This window comes from Paenibacillus sp. SEL1, assembly GCF_054602535.1.
This window is the reverse complement of record NZ_CM137723.1, coordinates 1,517,103-1,536,380: the sequence shown is the minus strand read 5'-3', so window position 1 is coordinate 1,536,380 and position 19,278 is coordinate 1,517,103. Positions and strand designations below refer to the sequence as shown.

Sequence of the window (19,278 nt, the reverse complement as noted above, 5' to 3'; positions counted from 1 at the left end):
TATTAAATTTTCCTCCCTCCTCGTCTCGGTATTGGGTACTTTCAGTACATGCTTGTACTGATTTGCCCCTTGTCCGCATAACGTGTACAAGAACAGACGGATAATGGAGGGATGGAGTATGCTGGCAGCCTCTGCCCATGCCGGGCAGGTTGTAACGATTCTGATCATGGCGGTAGCGCTAGGAATGGATGCGTTATCGCTGGGCGTAGGAATCGGCATGAAGGGGATACGCCTGCGAGACGTGCTGCGCATCAGTACTGTCATTGGCTTTTTTCATATTCTGATGCCATTACTGGGAATGTTCACAGGCCATTATATGAGTTCTTTATTAGGTCATGTGACGGCCTACTTCGCAGGGGGTCTACTCATCCTTTTGGGCGGGCATATGGTGTATAATTCCTTTAAAGGGGACGGCGTACAGGTATTGGATCATCGTTCGCCTTTAGGCCTTTTGCTGTTTGCACTTGGGGTGAGCGTTGACTCATTTTCTGTAGGAGTGTCACTAGGTATGTTCCAGAGTGATCTGGTGCTATCCGTTCTGGCGTTTGGTTTTTGCGGGGGAGCAATGGCGATGCTGGGCCTGCTGCTGGGTCGCAAGGTCAGCCGTAATCTAGGAGATTATGGGGAAGCAGTGGGTGGTGCCATTTTGTTGGCATTCGGCTTTATGTTTATGTTTTGATTTTAGCGTAGACAGTGTAAAATAAGTGCAGGGTTATAGTAAAGGATTAGGATTATAGTAATCCTCTGTTTATATATTTTTTTAACATACGGGGGGTGAAAACGTTGAAGAATATCTTATTCGTATGCACAGGGAATACCTGTCGCAGTCCAATGGCTGAAGGGATGCTACGTAAGTTGGCTGCTGAGCAGGGGCTAGAACTGGAAGTGCGTTCTGCGGGAGTAGCCGCGATGGAAGGCACGCCGATATCCCGACATGCAGAGGCGGTTCTACGTGATCACGATATATCCGATCAGATCACTTCAACCCCTTTGAGCGACGGGCTTGCCGGGTGGGCGCATCTGATCTTAACCTTGACGCAAGGACATAAACAGCACGTCATTCAGCGCTTTCCCCAAACGGCGGGCAAAGTATTTACACTTAAGGAATATGTGGAGAACCGGGATGCGGTGTTGAATGATGTACAGGAGTTGGATGGGTTATATGCTTCACAGCAGTTGATGGCTTCACTCGGACAAGAGCTATCGGCGCAGGAGCGTGAACGAATGATTGAATTACACCAACGGATTCCGGGCTTTGATATTTCAGATCCGTTTGGCGGTTCGCGAGAAGACTACGATGTCACAGCTGCAGAAATCCGTACGGCGCTGCACAAGCTGCTGGACAAGCTAAAGGCTTCTTCCGAATAAAATTGGTATTACTCATCTGTTTTGTACGGAATCTGTTGATTTTCGGCGGCTAATCCGTTAAGATAAGGTGGAAAAATGAGAATCCGATGTAACTGGCGACAAAAGTGGGATTAACCACGATGGAGCATCGGATATACGGCCGGTCGCCTGGGCAAAAGAGCAATTCCACATAGGTGTGGACTGCTCTTTTTTTCATATACAAGTTGAGCCAGATTGTTAGCTGAGAGTTGATTCCTTTAAAGGTTCTTCCATTTTTTCTGCTCGAAATCTGAAACATCGGCTATAATATAGTCAGATTGTGATCAGGAGAGAGTGTGTTGAACTTGGGGCATGAGACCGTGCCTAGTCTCTGAGAGGCTGTTCAACCAAAGGAGGTTCCAATAGTGGGACAATTGGATCATGAGATTTCGCTGGAAGCACAGACCACTTCTGTCGTGCGGGAAATCGCAGAAGCAGCCAGTCTCAAGTCTGGCCGCCTGCTGGCTATTGGCGTTAGCACAAGTGAAGTGGCTGGAAGTCGGATTGGTACGGCGGGAGCGCTCGATGTGGCTCAGCAACTATTGTCTGGAGTAGAGTCCGTTCGCAGGAAGTATGGCTTTGATGTGGCGTTTCAATGCTGTGAGCATTTGAACCGAGCGCTGGTCGTTGAACGGGCTGTGCTGGAGCGACTGGGACTGATGGAGGTTGCAGCTGTCCCTGTTCGTACAGCAGGAGGCTCTATGGCCACCGTAGCCTATCGTTCTATGAGTGACGCGTGTTTGGCGGCGAACGTGCAGGCCCATGCCGGGATAGACATCGGCGAAACGCTGATTGGCATGCATCTGCGACCCATTGCTGTTCCATTTCGCCCAAGTCTTCGCTGGATTGGCGAAGCACGTGTGACAGCGGCGTTTACCCGTCCTCCACTTATTGGTGGACAACGGGCAGTGTATAGTCTGGAGCAAGAAGTCGGCGGAAACTGCGATTAGCATTTGGCATGGCGGCATGTTTGTACTAATCTTTTTTGCATTGATGATGAGGTACCCAACAGAGGAGCAGGCGTTTGCTTGTATACCCAACAATTGACTATGGAGAGGGAGTAATCAATCATGATGGAACACCTGCGTAAAAGTGACCCGGCAGTGATGGAAGCAATGGGACTTGAACTGAAACGACAACGCCACAATATCGAGCTAATCGCATCTGAGAACATTGTCAGTGAAGCAGTAATGGAAGCCATGGGCTCCGTGCTGACGAATAAATATGCTGAAGGTTATCCGAACAAACGCTACTATGGTGGCTGTGAGCATGTAGATATTGTTGAAGACATCGCACGTGACCGCGCAAAAGAATTGTTCGGCGCCGAGCATGCTAACGTGCAGCCTCACTCTGGAGCACAAGCCAACATGGCGGTGTATCTGGCAGCTCTCAAACCTGGAGATACTGTACTGGGTATGAATCTGGCGCATGGTGGCCATTTAACACACGGAAGTCCGGTTAACGCTTCTGGCTTGTTGTATAACTTTGCTGCTTACGGTGTACGCGAAGACAACTTCCGCATCGACTACGATGAAGTGCGCAAGGCAGCCTTTAAGCACCGCCCTCGTCTGATTGTAGCTGGCGCGAGTGCATATCCGCGTACTATTGATTTTGAAGCTTTTGCTTCCATTGCCAATGATGTAGGCGCTCTGTTTATGGTGGATATGGCACATATCGCTGGTCTCGTGGCAGCGGGAATTCACCCAAGTCCAGTTCCGCATGCCCAATTTGTAACAACAACGACACACAAAACGCTGCGTGGTCCGCGTGGGGGTCTGATTCTGACTCGCAAAGCATGGGCGCAAGCGATTGATAAAGCTATTTTCCCTGGTACTCAAGGGGGGCCACTGATGCATGTGATCGCGTCCAAAGCGGTTGCTTTGGGTGAAGCGCTCCAGCCATCGTTCAAAACCTATGCGCAAAACGTAGTTCGCAACGCACAGGTGCTGGCTGAAACACTGTTGGCTGAAGGGATTAACATTGTATCCGGTGGTACGGATAACCATCTGATGCTGTTGGATACGCGCAATTTGAATATCACAGGTAAAGAAGCGGAGCATGTATTGGATTCCGTGGGCATCACAGTCAATAAAAATGCGATTCCTTTTGACCCGACCAGTCCATTCGTAACAAGCGGAATTCGTATTGGTACACCTGCTGCAACATCTCGTGGTATGGATGAAGAGGCTATGGTCAAAATCGGTAAAATCATTGCTGAAACCCTTAAAAACCCGAAAGATGATACTGTATTGTCCAAAGCAAGCCAAGCGGTTGGCGAGTTGACAGATAAGTTCCCGATTTATCCAGGAACTCAATACTAATTCATCGACATTCATAATTTTTATGTTATAGACTGTTTTCCTTCCGTAAGCCGGAGGAGAACAGTCTTTTTTTGCTTCCGAACGACTCGAAACATACATTTTTGGGTAATAAGCGATTACAGTAAGGGTTATGCGCGCTATCCTTCATGATCTACGACAAAGGAGTGATTGCATTGAGTCAAAGAAAATCCGCGCAATTTTTGCAGCAACTCGTATTTGTAGGACCGATGGCGTTGTTTTTTGTCTTGATTATGGTCATTCCGTTCCTGCTGGGGCTGTATTATTCTATGACGAACTGGGATGGAGTATCTGAAAATATCCGATGGCTCGGACTGGGGAATTACATTCATATTTTTAGGGATGATCCAGATTTTCGTAATGCATTCTGGTTTACGGTCCGGTTTACCGTATGTGGTGTCGTTTTGACGAACCTGATTGGCTTTTTCCTAGCCTATGCACTTACCAAACCGTTACGTACCCGTAATGCACTGCGAACTGTATTTTTTATGCCCAATATGATTGGCGGCTTGCTGCTCGGCTTTATCTGGCAATTTATATTTGTACGCGGCTTTTCTGCAGTAGGTGAGGCAACAGGGCTTTCTTTTTTTAAACTGCCGTGGCTGGGTGATGGGCCAACTGCTTTTTGGGGAACTGTCATTGTGTTTGTGTGGCAATATGCAGGTTATCTCATGGTTATTTACATATCCTCGTTAAATAATGTCCCGCATGCCCTTATTGAATCGGCACAAATCGACGGTGCGAGCCGAAGACAGATTCTGCGTCATATTGTAGTGCCACTTATTATGCCAGCGGTGACCGTCTGCTTGTTCCTGGCGATATCCTGGTCCTTTAAAGTATTTGAGTTGAATTTGGCTCTCACGAAGGGGGGACCTTTCAAGTCGACAGAGTCTGTAGCGTTGGACATATATAATGAAGCGTTTACAAATAATCGACTTGGATTGGGGACTGCCAAAGCTATGATTTTCTTTGTGGTCGTTGCAATCATAACCAGCATTCAGGTGCGTCTCACGAAGAAAAAGGAGGTCGAAATGTAATGGGAAAAACGTCAAACTATCGTTTGGGCACATGGGCTGCTGAAATAATGCTAATTGTGATCGGGTTAATCTTTCTGGTTCCGTTTTATTTTTTGCTCGTAAACTCCGTTAAATCCTTTGGCGACATTTTGGCCCATTCCGCTTCGTGGCCGACAACCTTCCGTTTTGAAAACTATGCTAACGCCTGGAATAAAATAAACTTTCCCACAGCACTGGTAAATTCACTGATTGTCACGATCGTCAGTAATGCGCTTTTGCTACTAATCAGCTCGATGGCCGCTTACCAGATGGTTCGGCATGACACTCGTTTTAACCGGTTCCTGTTCGGTTTGCTTGTGGCTGCGATGGTAGTTCCCTTTCAATCGATTATGTTGCCGCTTATGGAAGTGTCCAACGTATTGAGCTTGAACAACAGTATACCGGGACTGATCTTATGTTATCTGGGTTTTGGAGCGCCTTTATCCGTTTTTCTTTTTCATGGCTTTATTAAAACGGTACCTATTGAGATCGAGCAGGCGGCAAGGGTGGACGGTTCATCCCGGTACGGGGTGTTCTTTCGCATCGTTTGTCCGCTGCTGCTGCCTATGTTCGTAACCGTGCTTATCTTGAATACCTTATGGATCTGGAATGACTATCTGTTGCCTTCACTCATTTTGAATGATCCTGAGCTGCGTACCATTCCGATTGCAACCTATATGTTGTTTGGTCAGTACACCAAGCAATGGGACTTGGCGCTGCCAGCACTAGTGTTGGGGATCACGCCAATTGTTGTGTTTTTTCTGGTGATGCAAAAATACATCGTTTCTGGCATTGCAGCCGGCGCGGTCAAAGGCTGATGGGAGGGATAATCGATGAAAAAAACAACGTTACTTGTCATCTCCTTGATGGTGCTGCTCGCATGTACACTTGCAGGTTGTGGAAATACGAAGGCTCAACAGAGTGAGACGAAAACGATACACATTTATCAATTCAAAGTAGAGATATCGGAACCGTTAAACAAGCTGAAGGCTGAATATGAAAAAACGCACCCTGGCATCAAGCTGGATATCCAATCTGTCGGTGGTGGTACGGACTACGGTGCTTCGTTGAAGGCTAAATTCGCATCAGGCGATCAGCCGGACATTTTTACAAATGAGGGCTACCAGGATCGCGATACGTGGTTGGAGTACCTGGAGGATTTGTCGGATCAGCCATGGGTGAAAGATCTGGACGATTTCGCTCGTAAGCCGATGACGGTTAACGGTAAGATTTATGGACAGCCTATGAACCTAGAAGGATTTGGATTTGTTTATAACAAGGATTTGTTTAAAAAAGCGGGCATAACCAAACTGCCTCAGACAATAGATGAACTGGAGGAAGCAGCCAAGCGACTGAAAGTGGCAGGGATTATACCTTTTGCTAACGGGTATGCGGAATGGTGGGTTCTGGGGAACCATTTTATCAATATCCCGTTTGCCAGACAGCCGAACCCGGAAAGTTATGTTGAGGATTTAAACAAAGGAACGGCTCGCATCCCCGGTAACCCCGTGTTCGATCAGTGGGTGAAGTTGCTTGATCTGACTATAAAATATGGGAACCGCAATCCGCTCACGACAGATTACAATACACAAGTGACACTTTTTTCGACAGGCAAGGCTGCTATGATGCACCAGGGGAACTGGACGCAACCGCAAATGGATGGAATTAATCCTAACTTGAATTTGGGTATTCTGCCTGCGCCTATAGACAATGATCCCTCCACAGGAGGTAGACTCGCGGTGGGAGTTGCCTCGAACTGGGTGATCAATAAAAATTCGCCTGTGAAGCAGGAGGCAAAAGAATTTCTCAATTGGTTGGTCACATCAGAAACAGGCAAACATTATATCACCAAGGAATTTAAGTTTGTTCCTGCCTTCAAAAGTATCACGTCCAGTGACGAGACGACAGGTGATCTAGGTGCAGAAATATCTCGGCATGTGAGGGAAGGCAAGATATGGAGTTGGAACTTTCAACGCTTCCCGAAAGGGCTAAATCAGGATTTAAGCAGTAGTATGCAAGCCTATATTGCAGGGGTTATCACGAAGGACGAAATGCTTCAGCAATTTCAGGGGGCATGGGACAATTTGAAGTATAGATAAAAGAATACCGCTGCATGAGGAAGCAAAGGCTATAGCATGGGCAGGAATTTTAAAGCCAGCAGGCTTTGACGGTCAAGTGCCGTCAGGGCCTTTTTGATGTGGTTTTATGTGACGAAAGTCACACGTGAAGCGGTCCTATTAAGTATTTTACATGTCATATCTTTCCCTTGACAAAAGGTTACGGTGGCAGGTGTTAAATCAATCAAGGGAATGTTATAATAAACAGGATTTACAGGCACGCATTGCATCTGTGCTTATTTGGTTTGTGCAAATAGGTTACATAGATCCTTTCGACTCAGGATAGTTCGATATGCTGGCGCGAAAGAACGTGACGATAATACCGGAGGGAATATATTATGGCGAAACTGGTGGTTTGCGATCACCCTTTGATCCAACACAAGCTTACATTTATCCGCGATGTGCGGACCAACACCAAGGATTTCCGCGAGCTGGTGGATGAAGTAGCAACATTGATGGCTTATGAAATTACACGGGATATCCCGCTGGAAAGCATTACGGTGCAGACACCGGTTGCTGAGACAGAAGGTAAAGTGATTTCAGGACGTATGCTGGGTCTTATTCCGATTCTGCGTGCAGGCTTGGGTATGCTGGATGGCGTAGTAAAGCTGCTGCCTGCAGCAAAGGTAGGCCATGTGGGACTGTTCCGCGATCCTGAGACGCTGCAACCCGTAGAATACTATACGAAGCTGCCTACAGATGTAACTGAGCGTGAATTGATCGTGATTGATCCGATGCTTGCAACGGGTGGCTCGGCAATTGCGGCGATTGATGTGTTGAAAAAGAGAGGCTGTACTCAAATTAAAATGATGAATCTGATTGCTGCTCCTGAAGGAGTCAAAGCTGTGCAGGATGCGCATCCTGATGTAGACATCTATGTCGCTGCATTGGACGAGCGTCTGGATGATCATGGATACATCATTCCGGGTCTTGGCGACGCAGGAGACCGCTTATACGGAACCAAGTAGACAACCCTTGGCGGTTCGGCAAAATCTATGGACGTTATGACAGGTCGTTTTTCTGATAATGGAAGACCTGTGAAGCGGACATTTATTATGAAAAGGAGTTCAACAGAAAATGTCCAAAATCAAAGTGATGACAATTTTTGGTGTGCGTCCGGAAGCGATTAAGATGGCTCCTCTTATTTTGGAGCTTCAGCGTCACCCGGAGCATATCGAGTCCGTGGTATGCGTTACGGCTCAACATCGCCAGATGCTTGATCAGGTTCTGGAAGTTTTCAATATTCACCCTGACTATGATCTGGACGTAATGAAGGATCGCCAGACACTGAATGAAATCTCGATGCGGGTACTTCAAGGTCTGGAGCCTGTATTGCGTGAGGCCAAGCCCGATATCGTGTTAGTTCACGGTGATACGCTGACGACTTTCCTGGCCAGCTATGCAGCCTTTATGCAGCAGATTGAAGTAGGGCATGTGGAAGCGGGTTTGCGGACGTGGAACAAGCTTTCTCCATATCCTGAAGAAATGAACCGTCAGCTCACAGGCGTGCTGTCTGATCTGCATTTCTCGCCTACTTCTTTATCGGCTGGAAATTTGCGGAAGGAAAACAAGCCTGAATCGCGAATATATGTTACAGGCAATACAGTAACTGATGTATTTCAGTATACGGTTCGCCAGGATTACGAGCACCCTGTACTGGATTGGGCTCAGGGCAAACGCCTGATTCTCATGACAGCACATCGCCGGGAATCCCAAGGGGAACCGCATCGTCAGATTTTTAATGCGGTTAAGCGAATTGCGGATGAGTTTGAGGATATCGCTATTGTTTATCCGGTTCATCCAAGTCCGGCAGTGAAGGAACCTGCATTTGAGATTTTAGGCAACCATCCGCGTATTAAGCTGATTGATCCGCTGGATGTCGTGGATCTGCACAATTTTTATCCACATACACATCTGATCCTTACGGATTCCGGTGGGCTTCAGGAAGAAGCACCTTCGTTCGGAGTACCTGTTCTGGTGCTGCGTGATACGACTGAAAGACCGGAAGGAATTGAAGCGGGCACCTTGGAACTGGTGGGTACGAGTGAAGAGAACGTGTACAATCGGACCAAGGCACTTTTGACAGATTCCGCGTTGTACGAATCTATGAGCCAGGCAGCGAATCCTTACGGCGATGGACAGGCATCAGTAAGAATTGTCAATGCGATTTTGCACCATTATGGTGTTCAAACTGAACGTCCTGAAGAATTTCACACAATGTTCACAAAAGGTGTTCGTCCGATATAATTATTCTTTACAAGGCAAGCATACAGTTAAACTGTACGGTTACCAAGGGATACAGCAATTTAAGATGCTTTGTCGTTTGATTTTATACTTTAGGGCGCTAAAATATCTCAATTGACAAAGCATCTTATATTTAAGTAAAATGGACTGGAATTGCAGGGGTGACATGGAAAAGTGGTCAAACCTTCCAAGCAAAACAACAACCGAAATAACACCGGAAATGCCTTTAAGGCTATAGGACTGGTGAGCGCGATCGGCATTGATTTGGCGATATGCACACTGGGTGGCTTCTATGCAGGAAAATGGCTTGATGCCAAACTTGGTGGCTCCGGAATTTGGATTGGCGTAAGCGTTCTCGCAGGCTTGGTTGTAGGCGCATTAAGTATTGCCCTTGTGATCGGAAAGGTACTGAGGGATAACCATGAATGAGATGACCCGTATGCAAAAAATGTTATGGATCGTAGCGCTTGGTATTATGGCTCTGTGTTTCCTGGTCTCCGCCTTCATGCCCCAACATCGTGACATTGCTCACGGAATCATTCTGGGAACGGGAGTAAGCTGTCTAAATGTGCTGTATATGGCCTACAAAATTCGACAGGTTGCGAGTGCGGCCGCCGGTGAAAGAAAGAAGAGAGTGTTTGGTATTGGCTTTGGCGTTCGATTAGGGACCTCAATTTTGGCAGTGGTGCTGGCGATAGAATTTCCGGCCTATTTCCATGAGATCGCTGTAATGGCAAGCCTGGTGACTGGGCAATTTCTTCTGTTAATTATAGGCATCATATTCGCGCTTCAGGAAAAATGATGGCTCAACTGAGAAAGGGGTGAGAAAACATGTTGCATGAATCACCGATTATCCAATTGGGCGGGTTTAACATTGACTTGTCCGTCATTATTATGCTTATTGTGACTTGTGCGATTGTATTTGGACTGGCATTTGCGGCAACGCGCAATTTGTCTGTGGACAATCCAAGCAAGCTGCAAAATTTTATGGAATGGGTCGTAGAATTCGTTCAAGGACTGATTACCAGCACGATGGATTTGAAAAAAGGGAAGCCGTTCCTCTCCTTGGGGATGACGCTGATCATGTTCATTTTCGTAGGGAATATGCTGGGCTTACCGTTCGGGATTGTGACCGAATTCGATAATGCGCAAAGTGCCCAAGTATTTGGACATGAAATCATTCCAGTCAAAGAAGCATTAGAACAAGCACAGGCGTCTCACCCGGGCGAAGTTGCCCATGTAGGCATCAGCTGGTGGAAATCACCTACCGCAGATGCAGGGGTATCCATTGGATTGGCTTTGATGATCTTTGTCCTGGTTCATTTCCTAGGGATCTTCCGTAATACCAAAGCTTACTTCAAGCATTACGTTCAGCCATTTCCATTCTTTTTGCCAATTAACTTGATTGAGCAGTTCTCAAAACTGTTGACACATGGTATGCGTCTATTCGGTAATATTTTTGCTGGCGAAGTTTTGATCAGTGTCCTGCTGAAATTGACAGCACTTGGTGTAGGAGGCTGGATTGCTTCCGTATTGGGACTCGTTGTCTGGCAAGGGTTTAGTATTTTTGTCGGCAGTATTCAGGCGTTCGTCTTCACCATTTTGACGTTCGTATATATTTCACAGGCAATTGACACGCATGAAGAAGAGCATTAGGTAAATTTAGTTTCGGGTTTTTAGTTAAGTTCAGGAGTACGCTTCGCTCTTAACTGCAAATACATGTATAACACAAATACACATCTCTAAGGAGGATTTTTAAATGGGAGCTTGGGCATTAATAGCAGCAGCTATCGCAGTAGGTTTGGGTGCGCTCGGCGCAGGTATTGGTAACGGTCTGATCGTAAGTAAAACAGTTGAAGGTATCGCTCGTCAGCCTGAGGCTAAATCAACTTTGCAAACGGTAATGTTTATCGGTGTAGGTCTGGTTGAAGCCTTGCCTATTATCGGGGTCGTTCTGGCGTTTATTTTCTACGCTAAGGCATAATAATTTGAAACTTGCAAGGTTTGGCGGGGAAGGCCACAGCCATCCGCGCCTTCTTTGTTGCTTGGCTTAAGAGATAACTAGGACCGACGTTCACCGGAAAGGAGTGACTTCAATTGAGTTTAAATTGGACAAGTATCGTTTTCACAATCATTGCATTTTTGATCTTGTACTGGTTACTGACGCGTTATGCATTCGGCCCTCTCTTTTCCGTTATGGAGAAGCGCCGTCAGCTTGTATTACAGCAAATGAATGAAGCGGCACAGACGCGTGAACAGGCTGCTGCTTATGTTGAGGAGCAAAAGCAGGCTCTCCAGCAGGCACGTAAGGAAGCGTACGACATTATTGAGCAGTCAAAACAAACAGGTAACAAGCAAGCGGAGCAAATTATTGTTCAGGCTAAAGACGAAGCTGTCCGCCTGAAAGACGAAGCTGTTCGTGAAATCACAAGCGAGCGTAATAAGGCGGTTGCCGAACTGCGCAGCGAAGTGGGTAAAGCTTCGGTACAAATTGCTTCCAAACTGATTCAAAAGGAAATCAAGGAAGACCAAGTCCAAGGAGAGCTTGTCGACCAATACCTTAAAGAGGTAGGAGGCAAAGCATGAGCCGGGATACGGTAGTTGCCAAACGGTATGCGAAAGCTTTGTTTGAAGTGGCAGAGCAAGAACAGACCATTATGGAAACCGAGCAGGAGCTACGTGCTTTTGTAGAGGCTGTATCGGGGGATGCTGAAATCCGTAAATTCATTAATTCTCCTAACATTACGGAAACGGTCAAGCTTCAAGTTCTGGCTAACAGTTTTGAAGGCAAGTTGTCTGCCTCGCTAATTAACACGATCAAACTGTTGATTCAGCGTAGTAGAGCAGATTTGTTCGAATCTCTCCTTGCCGGATACCTCGATATTCAGGAATATAAGCTGGGACTTGCTCATGCAAAGGTGTATTCGACTTATGCTTTAAGTGATCAGGAAAAAACAGCGGTAGCCGAGCAATTCGGAGCCCGTGAACATAAAACAATCCGTGTGGAAAATATAGTGGACCCGAGTCTGCTGGGCGGATTGAAAGTGGTTATCGGCGATACACTGTACGACGGCAGTCTGGCCGGCAAGCTGGATCGTCTCGAGAAATCCTTTAACAGACGAGTATAGAAGATAGGGGTGAACACACTTGAGTATCAAACCTGAGGAAATCAGTTCATTGATTAAAAGTCAGATTGAACAATATAAAAATGATATCGAGGTCGTTGAAGTCGGCACTGTTGTTGAAGTCGGCGACGGTATTGCCCGCGTCTACGGACTGGAAAAAGTTATGGCCGGTGAATTGGTTGAATTCGACACTGGCGTATTGGGCTTGGCGCTCAACGTGGAAGAAAGCAATGTCGGTGTTGTTATTTTGGGTCAATTCTCCGACATTCGTGAAGGCGGTCAAGTAAAACGTACAGGTCAGATCATGCAGGTCCCTGTAGGGGAAGCACTGATCGGACGTGTAGTTAACCCACTGGGACAACCGGTAGACGGTAAAGGACCGATTGCTACAACAGAATTCCGTCCGGTTGAAAGTCAGGCTCCAGGTGTTATGGCCCGTAAATCGGTACATGAGCCTATGCAGACGGGGATTAAAGCTATTGATGCAATGGTTCCGATTGGTCGTGGTCAACGTGAGTTGATCATCGGTGACCGTCAAACAGGTAAAACTTCTATCGCAATCGATGCAATTTTGAACCAAAAAGGCAATGGCATGAAATGTATTTATGTCGCTATTGGTCAAAAACAATCCACGGTAGCTCAAGTTGTTGAAACATTGCGTCGTCACGGTGCGCTGGAATACACGATTGTCGTTACGGCATCTGCTTCCGAACCATCACCATTGCTGTACATTGCTCCTTACTCTGGCTGTGCCATGGGTGAGTATTTCATGTACAAAGGCGAGCATGTCCTTGTTGTTTATGATGACTTGACTAAACAAGCGTCAGCTTACCGGGAACTGTCCCTGTTGCTGCGTCGTCCACCGGGTCGTGAAGCTTATCCGGGTGACGTTTTCTATCTTCACTCTCGCTTGCTGGAACGTGCAGCGAAGCTGAATGATGAGTTGGGCGGCGGATCACTTACCGCATTGCCGTTCATCGAGACACAGGCTTCCGACGTTTCTGCATATATCCCAACTAACGTTATTTCCATCACGGATGGACAGATCTTCCTGGAAGCTGACTTGTTCTATGCAGGGCAACGTCCAGCGATCAACGTAGGTATTTCCGTATCTCGTGTAGGTGGTTCTGCTCAGATTAAAGCGATGAAAAAGGTAGCAGGTTCCCTGCGTCTGGATCTTGCTCAATATCGTGAGCTTCAAGCGTTCTCCCAATTCGGGTCCGACTTGGATAAATCCACAAAGGCCCGTCTGGATCGCGGCGCACGCATGATGGAAATTCTGAAACAGGGCGTTAACCAACCGCTTGCTGTAGAGCAACAAGTAGTGAGCTTGTATACTGCTGTAAAAGGCTTCCTTGATGATATCCCTGTAGCGGATGTAAAACGTTTTGAAAAAGACTTCCTGTCTTTCATGGTGTCTGACCATCAGGACGTGCTTCAATCTATCCGCGACACGAAAGACTTGGTGGCTGATAACGAAGCGGCTTTGAAGGCGGCTATCGAGAAATTCAAAAAATCATTCGCCACGTCGGTTTAATACATTGGAATTGCCTGTTTATGATGAAAGATGTCCTAAGGAAGCGTGCCCTCCGGGTTTTGGCTTCCTTGGCATGTTTTACCCTCTATAACAGGCCCTTTAACATATGTCCGGCTGGATTTGAATCTTACGAAGTGCTTAGACTTGGTCCAAGCTAAGCTAAGGGATTGCTTACGAAGTTAGCTTTGGCTTTGCTAGAGCTTAAAGGTGGTGAAATCATGGCAAAAGGTATGCGCGAGATTAAACGTCAGATTAAAAGTGTGCAGAGTACGAAGCAGATCACGAAAGCGATGGAAATGGTCGCTGCATCCAAGCTGAGAAAAGCTCAGGAGAAAGCGGAGTCGGCTCGTCCTTACTCGGAAAAGCTTAAGGAAGTTGTGAGTAGCATTGCTTCTGGAGCGAATAACATCAAGCATCCAATGCTGGAAACGCGTCCGGTTAAAAAGACTGCTTATCTCATCATTACATCAGATCGTGGTCTGGCTGGTGGTTATAACGCCAATATTTTGCGACAGGTTACGCAGACGATTGCTGAACGTCACCGTTCACAGGATGAATTTGTGATTTTCATCATTGGGCGAAAAGGACGGGATTATTTCAGACGTCGTGAATTCCCTATCGCTGAATCGGTAACAGATCTGTCAGATACACCTGCTTTTGCAGATATCAAAACAATTGCAAGCAAGGCTGTACAAGGCTTTGAACTTAAAGAATTTGATGAGCTTTATCTATGCTATAACCGCTTTGTCAACGCATTGACTCAAATTCCAACAGTTGACCGTCTGTTACCAATGGCAACACCGGATTCAGCTACAGCTTCATCCTCAATTAACTATGAGTATGAGCCTTCACCAGAAGGGGTGCTGGAAGTATTGCTGCCGCGTTACGCGGAAACGCTCATTTACGGCGCTTTGCTGGATGGTAAAGCTAGTGAACTGGGAGCGAAGATGACGGCGATGGGATCTGCTACGAAGAATGCTTCCAAGTTAATTGGTGAGCTTTCCTTGACCTATAACCGTGCTCGTCAAGCGGCTATTACCCAGGAAATTACGGAAATCGTTGCAGGGGCAAGCGCTCAGTCTTAATCAGGCTTGTTGCGACTGTTTTATAGCATGTCTACACTATTATGATAAATTGCGGGCGCAAAACAAATCAGAGTGGTTCGGATTTGCGGCTGTGCAAGCTTGTAGGAGGGAAACCAAAAGATGAACAAAGGACGCGTAGTGAGCATCATGGGTCCGGTTGTTGACGTTGAGTTCGAACGTGGACAGCTTCCGGAAATCCTGAATGCCATTCATATTGGGACTGTGCTGGAGAGCGGAGTCAAAATTGACCTGACGCTCGAAGCTTCAAAACATCTAGGTGACAACCGTGTGCGTTGTATTGCCATGTCTTCCACAGATGGTCTGGTTCGTGGAGCTGAAGCCATAGATCTGGGAGCACCTATTTCAGTACCTGTCGGCGAAGCTACTCTTGGACGCGTATTTAACGTACTTGGAACGCCAATTGATAATGGTACTGATATGAGTGAAACGGCTAGAAATCCGATTCACCGTCAAGCTCCTTCTTTTGATGAGCTGACAACTCAAGCAGAGATGCTCGAAACAGGTATTAAAGTTATCGACTTGCTAGCTCCTTATGCCAAAGGTGGTAAAGTCGGATTGTTTGGTGGTGCTGGTGTAGGTAAAACCGTAACCATTCAAGAATTGATTAACAATATCGCTCAGGAGCATGGTGGTATTTCTGTATTTGCGGGTGTAGGTGAACGCACACGTGAAGGAAATGACTTGTATCATGAAATGAGAGATTCCGGCGTTATCAACAAAACAGCGATGGTGTTCGGACAAATGAACGAGCCTCCAGGTGCACGTTTGCGTGTAGCTCTCACAGGTCTGACGATGGCGGAATACTTCCGTGACCAAGAAGGCCGTGACGTGTTGCTCTTTATTGATAACATTTTCCGCTTTACTCAAGCGGGTTCTGAGGTTTCAGCCCTGTTGGGACGTATGCCTTCAGCAGTAGGTTACCAACCTACGCTGGCTACTGAGATGGGTCAATTGCAAGAACGGATTACTTCTACTAAAAAAGGTTCTGTTACTTCCATTCAGGCGATCTATGTGCCTGCGGATGACTACACTGACCCGGCTCCTGCTACGACGTTTGCCCATTTGGATGCTACAACGAATCTGGAACGTAAAATTTCCGAAATGGGTATTTACCCGGCGGTTGATCCACTCGCATCAAGCTCCCGTATTTTGGCTCCAGACGTTGTGGGTGAAGAGCATTACAATGTAGCGCAAGGGGTAAAACAAATTTTGGCCCGCTACAATGAGCTTCAGGATATCATTGCGATCCTGGGTATGGATGAGCTGAGTGAAGAAGATAAAATGTTGGTAGCACGTGCACGTAAAATCCAGCGTTTCCTTTCTCAACCTTTCCACGTTGCCGAAGCATTTAACGGCTTCCCAGGTAAATATGTGCCGGTTAAAGAAACTGTACGAAGCTTCAAAGAAATTTTGGAAGGCAAGTATGACCATCTTCCAGAAGCGGCTTTCCTTTTTGTAGGAGCCATCGAAGAAGCAGTTGAAAAAGCGAAAACGTTGTAAACAACAGGCAAAGAATAGCCGAGCCTTACGAAGTGAGCTGTCTGCGGACAGCTTCCAGGAGGGATTCAAGTGAGCACGTATTTACTAGAGATTGTGACGCCGGAGCGCCTGGTCTATACAGAACAGGTAAACAGCATCAGTGTTCGCGGCTCGGAAGGCGATCTTGGGATTTTACCCGGACACCTTCCCTTGGTCACTCCCTTGAAGATTGCACCGATACGCATTAAAATCGGTGGTCAAACCGAAGTGATCGCGGTCAATGGGGGCTTTCTTGAAGTCCGCAAGGATAAAGTGGTCATTTTGGCTGAGAGTGCGGAACGTTCCGAAGAAATTGATGTGGAGCGTGCCCGTGCGGCAAGGGAGCGGGCAGAACTGCGGCTCCAGAGCAAACAGGAACAGATAGATCACCATCGGGCGGAAGTAGCTCTGCAACGGGCGCTTAACCGTTTAAATGCTACAAGCATCAGAACCAATAAGAATTAATATTGGATTTTAAGTGGAATTTTAAAAGGGTTCGGCATAGTATACGGATGGAACGACAAGGAGACCACTTCATAACTTCTGCCAAAGAATGTCCGGTAGAAGGTGAGGGAGAACCTTGCTTCCTTCGATCACTGTGATCGGGCCCTTTTTTAGCTGTTATTACCAAATGTACAGTCCTATTTCTTGCCCGGTTGCTAGGTATTTAGTACCTTTTAAATTCACGAAACAGAAGTGATTAATCACATTTTGTCGAAATAAATGTCCTAAAAGCAGAAATAGCACTGGCATATTAGGCGTTCGCCGAGTATTATAAAGAAGTCTGTGACGCAGATGGGAGGAATTATGATTGAACGGGAAACAGCAATTGGCTGAACAGCTAAGTCAATCGGCGAGTATGACCGCGCTGATCTCCATGATCGTGTCGCTTATCTGTATAGCGTTAGCTTGGTGGGCTTTACAGAGCTTAAAGCTGGATTTGTTAATTCGGCAACCCAAAGGACCGCAGGGCAGATTGCTGCACTTGTTTCTTGCTATAATCTTGGGACAGTTGGTTTCTGGGTTCCTGTTGAGCTACATCTCTTGGAGCCAGATGCTCTAGAATTTGTTTTAACATGAAGTAGGCGGGTTATATGACCTTATGACTGTGTCTCTGCGGGAATTGTCGAATAACATCGCGTCATATTGTTAACAATGGTAAACAAAAGAACCATACATGTATAGCTGGCTGAATCAGTTAGAGTACAATGGTCATCAAGTACAAAAAACGCTTGTATACTTGTTTTAATCAGTGGTATGATGGCAGTTAGGGTATTAGTAAAACCTTGTTTTTTTATGTAATGAAAAAGCAAGGCATGAAAATAGCGGAATATGTTCTTTTTTTCCAGAATGGAAAAGGGAAATGACGCGCGGAGGGAACCATAGATGAGCAAATTTATCGTCCGCGGTGGCAACAGATTGACCGGGAGTGTCAAAGTCAGCGGAGCCAAAAACTCAGTTCTGCCGATCATCGCCGCTTCTCTGCTAGGAGAAGAAGGAGAAAGTGTTATTATTGATGCACCTCCTCTAGACGATGTGATGACCATTAACAAAGTGCTGGAGTCCTTAGGAGCAGGCGTTACATACCAAGATGAGGTCATTCGTGTTGACGCGCGGAAGATAATTTCCTGTGAAGCCCCTTACGAGTGGGTTAGGAAAATGCGCGCATCATTCTTGGTTATGGGACCGCTGCTTACACGTTTGGGACGTACAAGAATCTCGCTTCCAGGCGGATGCGCAATCGGAACGCGACCAATTGATCAGCATTTAAAGGGTTTTGAGGCATTGGGCGCGGAGATTAGCCTGGGCCAAGGTTTTATTGAAGCTAAAAGTAACGGGCGTCTGCGTGGAGCTAAAGTTTATTTGGATGTAGCCAGCGTAGGAGCAACCGAGAATATTATGATGGCCGCTACTCTTGCTGAGGGCGTAACTACCATCGAGAATGCTGCTAAGGAACCTGAGATTGTTGATCTCGCAAATTTCCTGAATGGAATGGGTGCCAAAGTACGCGGTGCGGGCACGGGCGTTATTCGTATTGAAGGCGTCGAGAAGCTGCATGGTGTAAAACATACCGTCATTCCCGACCGGGTAGAAGCAGGTACTTATATGGTTGCTGCTGCGATCACAGGCGGGAACGTATATGTAGAAGGCGCAATATCCGATCATTTAGGACCGGTTATTTCCAAGATGGAAGAAATGGGTGTAACCATTCAACCTGATGAGAACGGAATTCGTGTCATTGCAGATAAGCCGTTAAAGGCCGTTGATGTTAAAACATTGCCTTATCCTGGTTTTCCTACCGATATGCAGTCTCAGATGATGGCACTTCAACTTGCCGCTGAAGGAACGAGCATTATTACGGAAACCGTGTTTGAAAATCGTTTCATGCATGTGGATGAATTTCATCTCATGAATGCCGAAATTAAGGTCGAAGGTCGTTCCGCCATTGTAACTGGTAATGCTAAGCTGACAGGTGCGAAAGTAACCTCTACAGATTTGCGTGCAGGTGCTGCGTTAATTCTGACCGGACTCATTGCGGAAGGTACAACGGAGGTATCCGGCGTACATCACATCGATCGCGGTTACGTTCATTTGGCTGAGAAGCTGACTGGATTGGGAGCGGACATTTACAGAGTGACCGTAGAAGAGTCCAAACTGGATCATTCACCCAGTACAGAGCGCGTAATGCCGGAAGAGACGTCGGGGAATCTGTTTAAGAAAATCCAGCCTTCCCTCGCCTAAGCCTTAACGTATGTAGCTTCATGTTGCATAAGTATATTCTTGAACAATAAGGAACCAAGTCCGAAAAGGCTTGGTTTTTTTGTTGTTTACAGTCAGTCTTTTTCGTTCT

21 protein-coding genes and 1 riboswitch are annotated in these 19,278 nt (G+C 46.6%); all 21 genes read left to right on the top strand.

The window, feature by feature from the left end; translation table 11 throughout:
• The first annotated feature begins 118 nt into the window (after nucleotides 1–118).
• The 21 genes from ACYCSE_RS07000 (at nucleotide 119) to murA (ending at nucleotide 19,169) form a co-directional block, all read left to right on the top strand.
• Nucleotides 119–679 carry a manganese efflux pump MntP gene (locus tag ACYCSE_RS07000; protein WP_023990719.1) on the top strand — a complete coding sequence of 187 codons (561 nt, stop codon included), beginning with the start codon at nucleotides 119–121 and terminating at the stop codon, nucleotides 677–679.
• A 104-nt stretch (nucleotides 680–783) separates the two neighbouring features.
• Nucleotides 784–1,368: a low molecular weight protein arginine phosphatase gene (locus ACYCSE_RS06995; RefSeq protein WP_061832035.1), complete on the top strand. Its 585-nt coding sequence runs from the start codon at nucleotides 784–786 to the stop codon at nucleotides 1,366–1,368.
• A 78-nt stretch (nucleotides 1,369–1,446) separates the two neighbouring features.
• A riboswitch (ZMP/ZTP riboswitch) is annotated at nucleotides 1,447–1,528 on the top strand.
• 220 nt (nucleotides 1,529–1,748) lie between these two features.
• Nucleotides 1,749–2,336, top strand: coding sequence for a TIGR01440 family protein (locus ACYCSE_RS06990; protein ID WP_459702485.1), 588 nt, complete (start codon nucleotides 1,749–1,751; stop codon nucleotides 2,334–2,336).
• 120 nt (nucleotides 2,337–2,456) lie between these two features.
• Nucleotides 2,457–3,707 (top strand): serine hydroxymethyltransferase, encoded by a 1,251-nt coding sequence (locus tag ACYCSE_RS06985; RefSeq protein ID WP_013312336.1) that lies wholly within the window; start codon nucleotides 2,457–2,459, stop codon nucleotides 3,705–3,707.
• A gap of 173 nt (nucleotides 3,708–3,880) precedes the next feature.
• Complete coding sequence (locus ACYCSE_RS06980) at nucleotides 3,881–4,762, top strand: carbohydrate ABC transporter permease (protein ID WP_061832037.1); 882 nt, start codon at nucleotides 3,881–3,883, stop codon at nucleotides 4,760–4,762.
• Nucleotides 4,762–5,598 (top strand): carbohydrate ABC transporter permease, encoded by an 837-nt coding sequence (locus ACYCSE_RS06975; protein ID WP_459701892.1) that lies wholly within the window; start codon nucleotides 4,762–4,764, stop codon nucleotides 5,596–5,598. Before ACYCSE_RS06980 ends, ACYCSE_RS06975 begins: the two co-directional genes overlap by 1 nt.
• A gap of 15 nt (nucleotides 5,599–5,613) precedes the next feature.
• Nucleotides 5,614–6,879, top strand: a complete 1,266-nt coding sequence (locus tag ACYCSE_RS06970; protein WP_459701891.1) for an ABC transporter substrate-binding protein — start codon at nucleotides 5,614–5,616, stop codon at nucleotides 6,877–6,879.
• 356 nt (nucleotides 6,880–7,235) lie between these two features.
• On the top strand, nucleotides 7,236–7,865 hold the full coding sequence (upp, locus tag ACYCSE_RS06965) for a uracil phosphoribosyltransferase (protein ID WP_013312332.1): 630 nt from the start codon (nucleotides 7,236–7,238) through the stop codon (nucleotides 7,863–7,865).
• A 109-nt stretch (nucleotides 7,866–7,974) separates the two neighbouring features.
• Nucleotides 7,975–9,144, top strand: coding sequence for a non-hydrolyzing UDP-N-acetylglucosamine 2-epimerase (gene wecB, locus ACYCSE_RS06960; protein ID WP_061832041.1), 1,170 nt, complete (start codon nucleotides 7,975–7,977; stop codon nucleotides 9,142–9,144).
• A 171-nt stretch (nucleotides 9,145–9,315) separates the two neighbouring features.
• Complete coding sequence (locus ACYCSE_RS06955) at nucleotides 9,316–9,570, top strand: AtpZ/AtpI family protein (protein WP_023990711.1); 255 nt, start codon at nucleotides 9,316–9,318, stop codon at nucleotides 9,568–9,570.
• Nucleotides 9,563–9,943, top strand: coding sequence for an ATP synthase subunit I (locus ACYCSE_RS06950; RefSeq protein WP_013312329.1), 381 nt, complete (start codon nucleotides 9,563–9,565; stop codon nucleotides 9,941–9,943). Before ACYCSE_RS06955 ends, ACYCSE_RS06950 begins: the two co-directional genes overlap by 8 nt.
• A 29-nt stretch (nucleotides 9,944–9,972) precedes the next feature.
• Nucleotides 9,973–10,797: a F0F1 ATP synthase subunit A gene (atpB, locus tag ACYCSE_RS06945; protein WP_459701890.1), complete on the top strand. Its 825-nt coding sequence runs from the start codon at nucleotides 9,973–9,975 to the stop codon at nucleotides 10,795–10,797.
• Between the two features lie 103 nt (nucleotides 10,798–10,900).
• Nucleotides 10,901–11,125, top strand: a complete 225-nt coding sequence (gene atpE, locus ACYCSE_RS06940) for a F0F1 ATP synthase subunit C (RefSeq protein ID WP_025683777.1) — start codon at nucleotides 10,901–10,903, stop codon at nucleotides 11,123–11,125.
• Nucleotides 11,126–11,238: 113 nt separating this feature from the next.
• Entirely contained in the window at nucleotides 11,239–11,727 is a 489-nt protein-coding gene (gene atpF, locus ACYCSE_RS06935) for a F0F1 ATP synthase subunit B (RefSeq protein WP_023990709.1), read from the top strand.
• On the top strand, nucleotides 11,724–12,269 hold the full coding sequence (locus ACYCSE_RS06930; protein WP_061832042.1) for a F0F1 ATP synthase subunit delta: 546 nt from the start codon (nucleotides 11,724–11,726) through the stop codon (nucleotides 12,267–12,269). Before atpF ends, ACYCSE_RS06930 begins: the two co-directional genes overlap by 4 nt.
• 19 nt (nucleotides 12,270–12,288) lie before the next feature.
• Entirely contained in the window at nucleotides 12,289–13,803 is a 1,515-nt protein-coding gene (gene atpA, locus ACYCSE_RS06925; protein WP_013312325.1) for a F0F1 ATP synthase subunit alpha, read from the top strand.
• Between the two features lie 218 nt (nucleotides 13,804–14,021).
• A complete protein-coding gene (gene atpG / locus ACYCSE_RS06920) occupies nucleotides 14,022–14,888 on the top strand; it encodes an ATP synthase F1 subunit gamma (RefSeq protein WP_039271553.1) in 867 nt (288 codons plus the stop codon).
• A gap of 120 nt (nucleotides 14,889–15,008) precedes the next feature.
• Nucleotides 15,009–16,409, top strand: coding sequence for a F0F1 ATP synthase subunit beta (gene atpD, locus ACYCSE_RS06915; RefSeq protein ID WP_039271552.1), 1,401 nt, complete (start codon nucleotides 15,009–15,011; stop codon nucleotides 16,407–16,409).
• Between the two features lie 69 nt (nucleotides 16,410–16,478).
• Complete coding sequence (locus tag ACYCSE_RS06910; RefSeq protein ID WP_013312322.1) at nucleotides 16,479–16,892, top strand: F0F1 ATP synthase subunit epsilon; 414 nt, start codon at nucleotides 16,479–16,481, stop codon at nucleotides 16,890–16,892.
• A gap of 346 nt (nucleotides 16,893–17,238) precedes the next feature.
• The gene (locus ACYCSE_RS06905) at nucleotides 17,239–17,490 is read left to right on the top strand and encodes a DUF1146 family protein (protein ID WP_013373430.1); all 252 of its coding nucleotides are present in this window, start codon (nucleotides 17,239–17,241) and stop codon (nucleotides 17,488–17,490) included.
• Between the two features lie 323 nt (nucleotides 17,491–17,813).
• Nucleotides 17,814–19,169: a UDP-N-acetylglucosamine 1-carboxyvinyltransferase gene (gene murA / locus ACYCSE_RS06900; protein ID WP_013312320.1), complete on the top strand. Its 1,356-nt coding sequence runs from the start codon at nucleotides 17,814–17,816 to the stop codon at nucleotides 19,167–19,169.
• Nucleotides 19,170–19,278: the final 109 nt, after the last annotated feature.